The sequence below is a fragment of the Nostoc sp. genome, assembly GCF_036919595.1.
GTDB lineage: Bacteria > Cyanobacteriota > Cyanobacteriia > Cyanobacteriales > Nostocaceae > Nostoc.
Genome location: NZ_JBALCO010000040.1, coordinates 1 through 13,158 on the forward strand (window position 1 = coordinate 1; position 13,158 = coordinate 13,158).

Sequence of the window (13,158 nt, forward strand, 5' to 3'; positions counted from 1 at the left end):
GCAACCATTATTCAGGAGAAATCTTCTTCTAATCTATTTGGTGGGTCGTGGATGCCAGAATAATTTTCTACCCCGAAGTATTGAGGGGATACATTATTAGTTTGCCATTGCTGAAGCTACTTGCGATGAAACGCCACCTGCGGCTTTAATTAAATCGGCTCCTTTCTCGCCGATCATAATCGTAGGCGCGTTCGTATTGCCCCCGACCAGAGTTGGCATGATCGATGCATCAACAACCCGCAACCCCGTAACACCGCGTACCCGGAGTTCGGGATCGACAACCGCCATTGGGTCAGTTCCCATTTTGCAGGTGCCAACAGGATGATACCCCGTAACGCAAAATTCCCGGATGTAAGCAACGAGAGCTTCATCGCTAATCACCTCAGTACCGGGACTGATTTCCTCACCTCGAAACTGATCAAAGGCACTTGTATGAAATAATTCACGCATTATTTTAATCCCAGCAACTAGCTTTTGCACATCGGATTGACTTTGCAGAAAGTTGATCCGAATAATCGGTGGGTCTTTGGGGTCAAGCGAGGGCAAACTGACACTCCCAATATTTTGGGGATGAGTCAAACTGACTGTAACAGTAAATCCCAAACCAGAGAGGGTTTTTCCAGGAGATATCCACAGAATGGGACCGAAGAAAAACTGTAAATCTGGCGTGGCATCCAGATTACCTTCGGTATGCAAAAATAATCCGGCTTCAGCGTTACCATTACTGCTAATTGCCGGGCGTAACCCAGCAATTACCTCGTCTGCTACAGGACTGGTAATTATCTGGTGTGCCACAGGAACGAGAGAGTGGTCTTGGAGGTTTTGACCGACACCTGGCAAATCAACGACGACAGGAATCCCCATTGCTTGTAGTTCTTCTGCATCACCAATGCCGGAAAGCATCAGCAGCTTGGGCGAATCGAATGTACCAGCACTTAAAATCACTTCTTTGTTAACTCTGGCTTGGTGCAGCCTTCCCTCGTGCATATATTCCACCCCAATGGTGCGGGTTTCCTCAAACAATAACCGAGTCACTAACGCTCCTGTTGTTATTGTCAAATTGGGACGCTTGAGAATTGGCACCAAGAATGCAGCAGCAGCACTGTGACGTAAACCATCCTTGACTGTCAACTGATAAATTCCCGCACCTGATTGCTGTATCCCATTGAAATCAGGATTGTGGTTATATCCGATTGCCACGGCTGCTTCTACAAATCGTTGGGATGCCACAGTAGGGGGTTGAATATCGGTGACGCTCAACTCCCCATCAACCCCGTGGTATGCGTCGGCACCGCGTTGCTGGTTCTCAGATTTCTTGAAATAGGGCAATACATCTTGGTAACTCCAACCAGGATTCCCCAATGACTGCCAGTGGTCATAGTCGTGATGATTCCCCCGGATATAAATCATGGAATTAATCGAACTGCTGCCACCCAAGACTTTGCCACGGGGACAAAAGATTTTGCGGTTATTCAGGTACGGTTCTGGTTCAGAGAAATATTTCCAGTCCAGTTCCGAGCGAGGTAGGTTGGGGGATTCCAACGGGATTTGAATCTCAGGTTTAGTATCTGGATTGCCAGCTTCGAGTAATAACACTGTTGTTTCCCTGTCTTCTGTAATCCGGTTGGCGACAACGCAGCCTGCCGAACCTGCACCAATCACAATATAGTCATATTGAGTCATGACATCCTCGCTTCTAAATTCAACTACTTTAAGAACTGTAACTTGAAGATTAGTTAAAGCTTAAAGTTTACGAATCTGACTGTTGCATTATGACTTTTGACTTTTGACTTTTGACTTCCCCAAAGGGGCTGACGATTTTAGGAATCTCGCGTCATTTTAAAACCAATTCCATAAAAACCCAGTTTGCTCGATGTTCTAGAGGAATTTCTGTTTTTTCCACATACGGCTCGATATCCTGAAAGCCAAATATCCGATAAAGTGCCCGTGCTTCCTTTGCAAAAGGGGCACTGTCTAAACGTATCCTTGAGTAACCAATGTAAACAGCTTCATTGATGATAGCTTCTAATAAAGACCGACCGATTCCTTTTGAGCGAAATTCTGGTCTTACATACATCCTTTTAATTTCGCCAACATCTTCACCAATTTTTCGTAAGCAAGCGTAGCCGGCTATTTGTGCCTCGGATTGTCCCAAAAGCAAGCATCCTGAAGGGGGTATAAATTCGTGAAGTTGAGTCATATATTGTTCAAAGAATGTATCAACATCTAAGTTAATGCCGAACCGATGGCTGAATATCAACTTAGTCTCGTTAAAATATTCCCAAAACAATTTCTGTATATGAGATTTATCTTCCTCAGTCTCTACCTGGATAATTTTAAGCAAAGTTTATCCCTCCGCTAAGTAATTAAATAAGAATCGGTATAAGAAAAATTTACTTATGAAATAATTAGTACTAATTAAAACTCAGTATTAAAATCTTACCAAGGGTGAGGGACATTATACATCATAAATTTCTGTTGCAAATAGTCCGGCGTAGGGGTAGCGTAAAGTGGACAATTTGACAATCTTTAATACTCAAACTACTTGGCGTATAGTCATAATCTGTCCGCACGCAAGACACTTGATATATGGTTCAGAATCTCGAAAGAACACGCCAGAGTGCAAGGTTTCCCGAAACTGCACCGGCTGCTAATCCCGTATTTTTTAGAACCTATAGCCGCCGGACAAAGGCGGGACTAAGGGAAACATGGGATGAGGTGTGCGATCGCACTCTACTCGCCTTAATCAAGCTGGGAAAGCTAACTCAAGAAGAAGCAGCTATCCTGGATCAGATGCAGCGTAACTTGAAAGCTATGCCCAGTGGGCGCTGGCTATGGGTTGGTGGTACAGACTGGATAACCAAGCCAAAGAACTTTTCTGGCGCTTATAATTGCACCTCTACCAATCTCGAAGACTGGAGTGCCTTCGGATTAATGATGGATTTGGCAATGATGGGCTGTGGCACTGGAGCCGTCTTAGAACCACAATTTATTAACCAGTTACCCCCCATCTGTAATCGACTGAATGTCACTGTACAAGGTGAAATTGGCAGCACTCCTGTGCAACAGCGGCGTGAATATACTGAAACTCATATAGAAGGCAACAGCGTCACTATTCACGTTGGAGATAGCCGTGAAGGTTGGGTTGAATCATATCAAACCCTGTTGGAACTCTCCACTGATCAACAATTTTCAACAGAAGTTGAAGTATTAGTCGATATCAGCGATGTCCGCAAAGCAGGAGAAACACTTAACGGCTTTGGAGGAGTTGCTAATCCTGTAAAATTGCCTGGACTTTATCAAGGTTGTGCATCTATTCTTAATAAAGCTTTAGGACGACAATTAAATTCAGTTGAATGCTGTCTATTAATTGATCAAGGTGCTGTAACAATTGTTGCCGGAAATATCCGAAGAAGCGCGGGGATGCGTCAGTTTGATTCTAGTGATCGCCTAGCAGCCGATGCCAAAGATAATTTATGGCAGCAGGATGAAAATGGCAATTGGCGAATTGATCCAGAGCGTGATGCACTCAGGATGGCAAATCATACCAGAGTTTTTCACCGCAAGCCGACTTTAGAAGAATGTCTTAATGCTGTCCGCAAACAATATTATAGTGGCGAGGGAGCGATTCAATGGGCTGGTGAAGCTGTAGCGCGATCAAACATTGATTTGCTGCCAACACAGGCTCTGAAAGTTAGTTTTTTGCAAGCTTATGAACAAGGAACAGCACAACAGTGGTTAAAAGAACATTATCCAAATCTTGATGCTAATGAGCGAGAACATCGTTTAGCTCGCTATGGGCTAAATCCGTGTGGTAATTGATTTTGCCTCACGTTAAAAACCTCGCAAAAACGGGGAAAGCTGAGATGCTAATCCCGTGGTAATCAAAGGAACTAAAAAGTCTTTGACACCGTACAGCGTAGAGAGTGAAACTAGATTACATTATAAATTGGTGTCTAGAATATAATCTCTCCAAGAGTGCGGGGGCATATTGAAAAGCACTTTTATTATCTAAAGTCATATATGCAAAATGTACGCGGAACTACTGCGAATAATTAAGCAGTAGAACTAGGGGATAAAAAGCCTCTAGGGTAACAAATTTGGAAATCATCGGCAGTAATTTCCACTGTAATTTGTCTGAGGTTCACCTTAATCAAATTGATCCATATAACTACAAAGAACAAGAAGAGGCATTCACTGCTGGAGCGCTATCTGTAGCAGCACTTTTAAATCACAAATTCCTGAAACCACGCTATCAATACAGCCGTGAATTAGACCCGATTGTGGGAGTTTCTTTTACAGGTTTATTTGATTTCTTTGTCCATGCTTTTGGTGTTGATTGGCTGCGCTGGTGGGCAGAAGGAAGACCCGCTACTGCACAAGGATTAGCTTTCAAGCGTGAGGAAGAAAAATATCTAACTTTCTGGAAAGATATTGTACATCGGGTTGTTTGGGATTACTGCGATCGCCATCATCTCAAACGTCCGAATCGCTGTACCACAGTCCAACCCAGTGGTACTAAGGCTTTATTAACTAATGCTAGTTCCGGATGGCATCCCCCAAAAGCGCAAAGATTCATTCGCCGGATCACCTTCGCCAAAAATGATCCAGTAGCCTTAGCTTGTATTGACTATGGTTACAACGTCATTCCCTCTCAATCAGACAAAGATGAACAGGGTAATTTGCTTAACGATCCATTTGATCAAAGGGTGAGTGAGTGGTTAGTAGAAATCCCTGTTTCTGTACCTTGGGCTGATTTACCAGCAGCTGATGAAATTGATGTTTCTAAGTTTTCAGTCTTAGCCCAATTTGATTTTGTCCTCCAGGTTCAACGTTGGTATGTGACTCACAACACATCAGCTACTTTGGAACTTCGCTCTGATGAAATCGAACCTTTGGGACAGCGGATCTACGAAACTATCCAAAATGATGAGGGATATATTTCAGCAGCTCTTTTAGCCCGTTTTGATGACCTACAATCATTCCCACGTTTACCGTTTGAACCAATAGACAAACCAACCTACGATCGCTTGAATCAAGAGGTGAAAGCACGGCGGAAAACAGATGATTTCTGTGCAGTCTTAAGCCGCTACGATTCAGGCGAAATGACAGAGGCTGGGCCTAGTGGTTGTGACTCTGATAAGTGTATGTTTCCCGATCAGCAACCAAGCTCATAAGGCGAAATGACTATCAACTTCGGGTAGGTACTATTTATCCATTCAAATAAAAAGCGGTGGTTTTATATCATATAAAACCACCGCTTTTTATATCAACTCAAATTCCCCCTTTACCCTTTTCCCCTCCTTGGTAATTATTTCGGTGGAGAAAAGCAGCACAAAATTTCTCTACACTATGATCTTTAACAAAAGGAGTCCGCCAATGAAAGCTTACGAAATTCAAAGCCATGCCGGGATTGATGCCCTCGCATTAGTCGATCGCCCTGAACCAAAACCAACTGCGGGACAAGTTCTGATTCAAGTCAAAGCAACATCCCTAAATTACCGTGATCTACTTATTGCCGAAGGAGCTTACGATGCTAAACAGAAATATCCGGTAATTCCCGTGTGTGACGGTGTGGGGGAAGTTGTAACAGTGGGGGAAGGTGTTACACGGGTGAAAATAGGCGATCGCGTCGCGGGTACTTTCTTCCAAGACTGGATTTATGGCTCTTTCACCAGAGAGAAAATGAAATCCGCTCTCGGAAGTGGTAACGATGGAATGCTGGCTGAGTATGTCGTATTACACCAAGATAATTTGGTGATATTACCAGACTATCTATCCTACATTGAAGGGGCAACTTTGCCCTGTGCAGGTGTCACAGCTTGGCAAGCACTGGTGACCGAAGGTAATATTCGCGCAGGTAATAGTGTTTTATTACTCGGTACTGGGGGAGTTTCGATTTTTGCTCTCCAGTTTGCCAAGATACATGGTGCTAGAGCGATTATTACTTCCAGCAGTGATGAGAAATTGGCACGAGCTAGACAACTTGGTGCTGACGAGACAATTAACTACAAAACAACACCAGATTGGGAAAAGCAAGTTTACCAATTGACTAATCGCATAGGTGTAGATCATGTAGTAGAAGTAGGCGGTGCAGGCACTTTGCCAAAATCACTACAAGCAGTCCGCATTGGGGGACGTATTAGTTTGATTGGCGTATTATCAGGTAGAGGAAATGAAATTGACCCCAATCCAATACTTTTTAAGAATTTAACAGTTCAGGGAATTGAAGTTGGCAGTCGGGAAATGTTTGAGGCGATGAATCAGGCGATGCAACAGCATCAAATCAAACCGATTATTGATCGAGTTTTTCCATTCACTGAAGCACGAGAAGCTTATCATTATCTCAAAAGTGCGGCTCACTTCGGTAAAGTCGTAATTAGTAATGACGCTCTCTAGGAGACGCTGTGCGTAGCTTGCTTCTCCGTTCGCGTAGCGTCCCGTAGGGAAGGGGTACGCGGACTCGCTCTAAGCGTTGGCGCAGCCTCTCGTAGAGAAGCCATGCCGTAGGCTTTACGCTACGCTAGCGTAATTCGTATTTTTAAAGAGTTTAATTATATGTTTCAAGTGAGAATTAAACCCCACTTGAAACATAATTATTAATTACGTTTAAACAGCGGCGAGAGTAGGCGCAGCGAATTTAGCATATCGCTCAATGTAGAATTCCTTAGAGTGAGCAATCGCCTTCACAGATTCACGCTCTTTCAAAGCACGTTTCCACTGGCGTACACGGGTAAATTCCTCTGGCATCCCAAAGCCGCGATACTGCTTCAGTATTTTATTTATTTTGAGAAGGCGACGTTTACGACGAGACATCGCATTTTCTTGGGAATCTTTTGACGGATTTTATTTTTTCTTATTTCGCTACCAGTAAAAATATTTTGAAAACACAGTGATATAAAATATACTAAGAATAAATACAGAGAAAAATCAAGTATTTCTCTGTGGTACTCATTTTTTCATATAAAGGAGCGCATTATGGAATATCTTGCTTATTCCCACATGTTTATTGCTCAAGAAGAGGCATCTGCAAACATCGGATACAATCCCCCTAAATCTCAATGGAATAAGAAAAAACCTTTTAAATCTTCCGACATACTTATTACTAAAGAAGCATTTGGAATAAGCAAATCTAAATTCAATTGGAGAAAACTGCTTAAATCTTCAGCTTGGTTAGCTTTAGCTGGCGTTGGTGTATTACTTGTTGCTATTAGCCAAATTCAAATGAGTTCGGCTGCATATGTAAGGACTAACGGCAGTTGTTTACGTGTCCGTACAGGCCCAAGCACTAACTACTCATATGTTGACTGTGTATCAAATGGCGTAACACTTCCAGCGATTGAAAGGTATGAAAACGGTTTTGCTAGGCTTTCTACAGGTAGATACGTTTTTGCGCGATGGGTTGGTGATAAACCTAACAGTGTTCCTGTGACTAGACCTGGTGGCGTTGGGGGTTCAGTTATTCTTAGCCCTGGTTCTAGAGGTCTGCTTGTAAGAGACGTTCAAACAGCTTTGGGTAATCTCACAATTGATGGAGTTTACGGTCAAGAAACTGCTAGCCGAGTCCGAAACTTTCAGGCAAGTAAAGGTCTACTTATAGATGGTGTGGTGGGGCCCGAAACTAGATTAGCTCTGGGCATTTAGCCAATATGAATGCGTTGCATCCTAACCCGCCGTGCAATATAGCCATTTTCAATTCGGTGAGGTATAAGACCTAACCCTCTAGCCCCCTTCCCGCTTCGGGAAGGGGAAAATTCAAAGCCTCTCTCTTAAAAGAAGAGAGGAATGGAAGTGAGGTTAATAATTGTACTTTACTTGGTCGAGAACTGCTATAAATTGATTGCTCATAGCTTAAATGCTTTTGAGTCTACTTTAGTAGACTTAAGCTATGAGCTTGGGAATTGATTCCTAAGGGGGATGAAAGCGAAAGGACAAAACTTTGAGGACTTTTGTCAGTCAACCAAAAAACCACCCTTGGAAAATCTCGTTTTGAGGTTCTACCTGTTTTCTTGTGGGATGGAAATAAATCTAACTAAAAAAATAAAAACCGGGAGAAAAGCCGGTTTTTTGTCCCCTAAAAAACAGAAATTTTGCACTTTGTTTAATGTAACTTTCTAAGTTGATGTTTCTGATGAAAGACCCAAGTAATTCTGCACAATCTGCAAAATGCGCTCTGCTGCATGACCATCTCCAAAGGGATTAATTGCATTTGCCATTGCTTCATAAGCATCTAGATCACTGAGTAACTCAGCAGCCGCTGCAAAAATGTTCTGACTCGTAGTGCCTACAAGTTTGGCTGTACCAGCTGCAACAGCCTCTGGTCTTTCGGTGGTGTCTCTCAAAACTAGTACTGGTTTTCCCAAGCTGGGGGCTTCTTCCTGCAACCCACCAGAATCAGTGAGCAAAAGATGCGATCGCCCAATTGCTCCCACCAGTTGGCCATAATCTAGAGGATCTGTTAAGAAAATTCGGGGATGATTCCCTAAAAGCTCTTGTAATGGGACTCGCACTGTCGGATTGCGGTGCAATGGTAGCAATAAAGCTGTATCAGGAAACTTATCTAAAATTTGTAAAAGCCCCTGAGCGATCGCTAACAGAGGTTCTCCCCAATTCTCCCGACGGTGAACTGTTGCTAACAGAACGCGATATGAATCCCACTCTAAGCCTGGTACATTGCAAACTGCTTGGGTTGCAGCTACATTTAACAATGCATCAATTACCGTGTTACCGGTCATGTGAATTTCACCCAAAACACCAGAACGATGCAAGTTTTCCACAGCCCAAGGAGTCGGCGCAAAGTGCAACTGAGTAATTTGAGAAATCAATCGCCGATTAGCTTCTTCTGGGTAAGGATTGAAGATATCATCAGTTCTTAACCCTGCTTCTACATGACCAACAGGGATTTTTTGATAAAAAGCTGCCAAAGCAGCCGCAAAAGCCGTGCTAGTGTCTCCCTGCACCACTACTAAATCTGGCTTTTTCACCTTGAATAACCCTTCTAACCCTTGTAAACTGCGGCAGGTAATATCATTTAGAGATTGCTGAACCTGCATAATTTCTAAGTCATAATCTGCCTTGATGTTGAACAGCTGCATAACTTGCTCAACCATCTCCCGATGCTGTCCAGTTAGAATTACTTGCGACTCAAAATCTGAAGACTTTTGGAAGACCTGAATCACGGGAGCTAGTTTAATCGCTTCCGGACGAGTACCCAAGATAATGTAAACCCGTTTTTGATTAATCATTAGTCATGAATCATCTGTCATTTGCCAATGGCTATAGTCAATGGTCTATGATTAATAGTCAATAGTTGGCGGTAAATCATCACACAAATCATAAATATAAAAGGATAAATCACACAAAAAGTATGAAAAAACCCGGCGTAACCGGGCAAATGCACTATTTCTCGAATAAAACTCTAATTACTAAATCTTGATCTCCAATGTTCAAATCACAAAAGTATGAAAAAACCCGGCTTAACCGGGCAGACGCACTGTTTGTTTGTCGAATTCACCTGTAATGACTATATTTTAATCTCACAAGTTAAAGGGCAAGCAGCGTAAACAGTAGTCTGCATTTGGTCTGCCTCTCCATGCAGCCAGCTTAACCATTTAATTTCATTAGGATGAACTCCTTTAAGAGTTAGTACACCCGCAGCCAATACAACTGCCATGACATTAAACATGATTAAAGCGCCTGCTACAAGCAAAACAGCACTAACAGGCATCACCGATTGCAAGACAATTGACAGCAGACATCCGACCGTAGCCATCAAGACAACTAGTGGAAAACCGACAACCAACAAGCATACTGCTAATGTAAAAGTCCATATTAAAAAGCTTTTAATCATCAACAAGGAGTAGGTCTTTCCTTGATTAGAGCTTTGAGCAGAAACCATGACTTTTCCTCCTAAAAATACACAGCAAATTTTAATTTTCAGTCATATCTCACTTTTAGCGAGTAAACTGAATTTGTTTCTCAGTGAAATTCAGTATATAAAAACTAATTGGAAAAATGAGCATTTATTTACTAAACTTTACAGTTAGTTTTTTGTAATTGTGGATATAAAGTCAAGTTTATATCTATTAAAAAAACTTGTTTTCTGCATCTCTCTTCAGGTATATAACCTAAAAGGTACGAGCTTTCAACCTTGATCCCCTGGATATTGCTCCTATTCCAATTAACATTTCTTATAAAAATTATTAGTGATTCTCATAATTCATAAATGGGCTGAATAAATGATCTGCTAGTCTTTGTGCTGTTAATTGCTGTCCATTTGTGTCTATGCCTGGGATAAATTTCTCATCTAAAGGCTTAGAATATTTATATTTTGCTTTAGTGTATTTAAAGCAACTTATTTATCTCAATGTTTTTACTGAAGCGTTTTGACTCACTGCGTGTGTTAAACCAGGTTATATAGGATAAATAACTTCTCTAAATCTTTTGAGAAGTGGAATTTCAGAAAAAAAAGATACTAATTGAGGTGGATGAAATGGATTGACCGTAGTTCTAGAGTCTCAATCGCTCCCCATCACCGCTAGGGCTTGCACGCAAGCATTCTCCAAAAGTCATTGAAGCAAGTGACTTGACTTCTCGCTAATTCAACTTTTTGACTGCCAAATGTGAAGATATATGACAGAATCACAGTCTCCATTAAATTCTAACTCTGCTGCTGGACGTAACCTACCACCAATGCCGCCACCACCGCCAACCTTTAGTACGCAGCGGCAGATGACACAAACATTGGATATGTCAATGGATAGAAGCAGCAACGCTCCTGTTGCAGGTCATCGTCCGGGTAGTCCACCGCCCATACCTAGTTCACTTCGCCCTAAAAACAGCAGTCCGGGACTTACTTTAGCGCAGTTAATTAGGGAAGCTTACGATCAGGGATATTCTGACCTTCACCTAGGTGTAGGTGAAGTACCCCGCTTCCGCAACCGAGGAGAAATTCAAGCGACGGATCATCCAGAAATAGATAGAGAAACTTTGATGAATTGGTTGCGGGAAGTGATGACTGAGGGAGAAATTCAGCGCTTTGAAGAACATTTAGAATTTGACGGAGCAACTCAGTATGACTTTGCTCGTGTGCGGATTAATGTTTTTGGCTCCCTCAAAGGACCTGCAATGGTGTTGCGGTTGATTCCGCTGAAAATCTTAACTATGGAACAGTTGAATTTACCTCCAGTTTTTCGGGATATTTGTCATCACCACAAAGGTTTAATTTTGGTGACTGGGCCCACTGGTTCTGGTAAATCCACCACAATGGCAGCGATGGTTGATTACATCAATAAGGAAATGGCCAAGCATATCATTACCATTGAAGACCCGATAGAATTTGTTCATCAAAGCCGCAAGTCTTTAGTCAAACAGCGGGAAGTGGGAATGCACACCCGGAAATTTGACAACGCTTTGAAAGCAGCTTTGCGGGAAGATCCAGATTTAATTCTGGTAGGAGAAATGCGGGATAAGGAAACAGTTAACACCGCCCTAAAAGCTGCTCAAACTGGTCACTTAGTCATGGGAACCTTGCACACTAATAGCGCTGTCAAAACCATTGAGCGGATTCTCAATCTCTACTCTGGTGAAGAACAGGATGCAATGCGGGTGGCAATTTCTGAGTCTTTAGTGGCAGTAATTGCCCAAGGGTTATGCCGCACAACTGACGGGAAGCGGGCTGCTTTCCATGATGTCTTGATTAACACTGAGGCAATTAAAGAATGGATCAAAGATGGTAAATATGATGAAATTGGCGAGTTGATGAAACAAGCTGGCTTTGACGGCATGATTACGATGAATCAGTCGTTGCTCAATCTCTATCAAGACGGTCGGATTACTGAAGAAACTGCTTTGGAAATGTCACCAACTCCTAACGAAATGGCACAGTTTCTCCGAGGTCGAGTTTAAGTCTGTTCTTCTTCGCAATGAAGATGATTGTCTTGTTCCCAGTCAGAGACTGGGAATGCCTATTGGTGGGCTGCTGCTTCCGATTCTAGCGGCACCGCAATCAAAAGCATTTCCAGTCAGGGAGTGGAAACGAGATTTACAGTATTTTTGATGGGTTGCCAATTTTTTAGGTGATCCTGGTTAAGGTTATAGCTAAGGTAAAAGGTAAAAGAGAGAATTTTTACTTTTAGCTTCCTAGCCTCTGTGAATAACTTGACGACAAACAAACTATCTACACCCCAGTTGTTTAAAGGCATTGCGCTATTTACACCTGGAGGAGATTTAATTTACTGCATCGACCCTAGCAAGCAAGGTCGATGGCATTTGCATTTGTGCTCGGCTTTGCAAGAAATTCTAGATTTACCAGAGCCACCGCATTTTTTAGTGCCTTGTTATACTGCAACTATTGACCACTGGTTAGATCCGCGCACTCAACAAGTGCGAACTTTTGCTGAAGCTTATCCGGCTGTAATTAGACATCAAGCTTTGCTTAATGCCATTTTTGGCACAGGGGACTTAGTATGGCAAGCAGCTCCCTGGCAGGAGGGGTTGTGCGATCGCATGGTGTTAACAACTTATCGTTCCTCATTTGGGCAGCTTTGGGAAGATCACGATTTAATTGTCCGTCTAGACCTTTCTGAACCTGTGCCAAAATACCACCAACCAGTGATAGTACAAAAAAAGGAAGTTATCACACAAGGATATGTTCTGCGCTTGTTTGTTGCAGGACATAGCAGTACCACTGAACGCATTCTCCAAAATTTACACGAATTGTTAGAGCGATCGCTTGGACACCCTTATACTTTGAAGGTTATTGATGTTTTAACTCATCCAGAACAAGCAGAACTCAATCAGGTTTCTGCAACTCCTACCCTTGTCAAGGTTTGGCCTCACCCAATTCGGCGAATCGTTGGAGAGTTGGATCATGTAGAAAAGATTTTACAGATGTTAGCTCCTAAGGAAAAATTTTAAGTTTTATAACGATATCATCCACTGGGAGTGCATAAGCATAGCCCAATTCAGACATCCCTCTGAACTTAGCTAGGTACAGCTTGGCGATTACTATACTTAGCAAATTGATTAATTCAAGCGATCGCTGGCAATACAGTATATAGCGCTCAATACTTTTCGGTTAAGCCTAAAAACGGGTAAATTAAGAGTTGTACCTGAAAATCAGCAGCTAAATGCAACTCAAAAAATTTTCGTTGGTCG

The 13,158-nt window shown here is 42.4% G+C and carries 9 protein-coding genes and 1 pseudogene; 5 read left to right on the forward strand and 5 right to left on the reverse strand.

Annotated features, from left to right (window positions below; all coding sequences use genetic code 11):
- Window positions 1–96 precede the first annotated feature (96 nt).
- Window positions 97–1,683: a GMC family oxidoreductase gene (locus V7K21_RS05170; RefSeq protein WP_335172165.1), complete on the reverse strand. Its 1,587-nt coding sequence runs from the start codon at window positions 1,681–1,683 to the stop codon at window positions 97–99.
- A 151-nt stretch (window positions 1,684–1,834) separates the two neighbouring features.
- The gene (locus V7K21_RS05175; RefSeq protein WP_335172167.1) at window positions 1,835–2,344 is read right to left on the reverse strand and encodes a GNAT family N-acetyltransferase; all 510 of its coding nucleotides are present in this window, start codon (window positions 2,342–2,344) and stop codon (window positions 1,835–1,837) included.
- 245 nt (window positions 2,345–2,589) lie between these two features.
- On the opposite strand from V7K21_RS05175, the pseudogene nrdJ reads away from it, so the two are divergent.
- Together nrdJ and V7K21_RS05190 are read left to right on the forward strand one after the other, a co-directional pair.
- Window positions 2,590–5,177, forward strand: a pseudogene (gene nrdJ, locus V7K21_RS30600) (ribonucleoside-triphosphate reductase, adenosylcobalamin-dependent).
- Between the two features lie 202 nt (window positions 5,178–5,379).
- Window positions 5,380–6,399 (forward strand): zinc-dependent alcohol dehydrogenase family protein, encoded by a 1,020-nt coding sequence (locus tag V7K21_RS05190; protein ID WP_335172169.1) that lies wholly within the window; start codon window positions 5,380–5,382, stop codon window positions 6,397–6,399.
- Window positions 6,400–6,609: 210 nt separating this feature from the next.
- Here the strand turns inward: V7K21_RS05190 and V7K21_RS05195 are convergent, their stop codons facing one another.
- Window positions 6,610–6,816: a hypothetical protein gene (locus V7K21_RS05195; RefSeq protein WP_335172171.1), complete on the reverse strand. Its 207-nt coding sequence runs from the start codon at window positions 6,814–6,816 to the stop codon at window positions 6,610–6,612.
- A gap of 162 nt (window positions 6,817–6,978) precedes the next feature.
- On the opposite strand from V7K21_RS05195, the gene V7K21_RS05200 reads away from it, so the two are divergent.
- Complete coding sequence (locus V7K21_RS05200; protein WP_335172173.1) at window positions 6,979–7,644, forward strand: peptidoglycan-binding domain-containing protein; 666 nt, start codon at window positions 6,979–6,981, stop codon at window positions 7,642–7,644.
- A gap of 470 nt (window positions 7,645–8,114) precedes the next feature.
- Here the strand turns inward: V7K21_RS05200 and wecB are convergent, their stop codons facing one another.
- On the reverse strand, window positions 8,115–9,245 hold the full coding sequence (gene wecB / locus V7K21_RS05205; RefSeq protein WP_335172175.1) for a non-hydrolyzing UDP-N-acetylglucosamine 2-epimerase: 1,131 nt from the start codon (window positions 9,243–9,245) through the stop codon (window positions 8,115–8,117).
- Between the two features lie 278 nt (window positions 9,246–9,523).
- Complete coding sequence (locus tag V7K21_RS05210) at window positions 9,524–9,898, reverse strand: hypothetical protein (RefSeq protein ID WP_273769148.1); 375 nt, start codon at window positions 9,896–9,898, stop codon at window positions 9,524–9,526.
- Window positions 9,899–10,632: 734 nt separating this feature from the next.
- Here V7K21_RS05210 and V7K21_RS05215 point away from each other — a divergent pair.
- Complete coding sequence (locus V7K21_RS05215; protein WP_335172177.1) at window positions 10,633–11,907, forward strand: type IV pilus twitching motility protein PilT; 1,275 nt, start codon at window positions 10,633–10,635, stop codon at window positions 11,905–11,907.
- A 243-nt stretch (window positions 11,908–12,150) separates the two neighbouring features.
- Window positions 12,151–12,918, forward strand: a complete 768-nt coding sequence (locus tag V7K21_RS05220; protein ID WP_298908247.1) for a circadian clock KaiB family protein — start codon at window positions 12,151–12,153, stop codon at window positions 12,916–12,918.
- Window positions 12,919–13,158: the final 240 nt, after the last annotated feature.

Bases quoted from the DNA above. Each gene is read 5' to 3' on its own strand.
- V7K21_RS05170 (WP_335172165.1), bottom strand. From the start codon at position 1,683: ATGACTCAATATGACTATATTGTGATTGGTGCAGGTTCGGCAGGCTGC.
- V7K21_RS05190 (WP_335172169.1), top strand. From the start codon at position 5,380: ATGAAAGCTTACGAAATTCAAAGCCATGCCGGGATTGATGCCCTCGCA.
- V7K21_RS05195 (WP_335172171.1), bottom strand. From the start codon at position 6,816: ATGTCTCGTCGTAAACGTCGCCTTCTCAAAATAAATAAAATACTGAAG.
- V7K21_RS05200 (WP_335172173.1), top strand. From the start codon at position 6,979: ATGGAATATCTTGCTTATTCCCACATGTTTATTGCTCAAGAAGAGGCA.
- wecB (WP_335172175.1), bottom strand. From the start codon at position 9,245: ATGATTAATCAAAAACGGGTTTACATTATCTTGGGTACTCGTCCGGAA.
- V7K21_RS05210 (WP_273769148.1), bottom strand. From the start codon at position 9,898: ATGGTTTCTGCTCAAAGCTCTAATCAAGGAAAGACCTACTCCTTGTTG.
- V7K21_RS05215 (WP_335172177.1), top strand. From the start codon at position 10,633: ATGACAGAATCACAGTCTCCATTAAATTCTAACTCTGCTGCTGGACGT.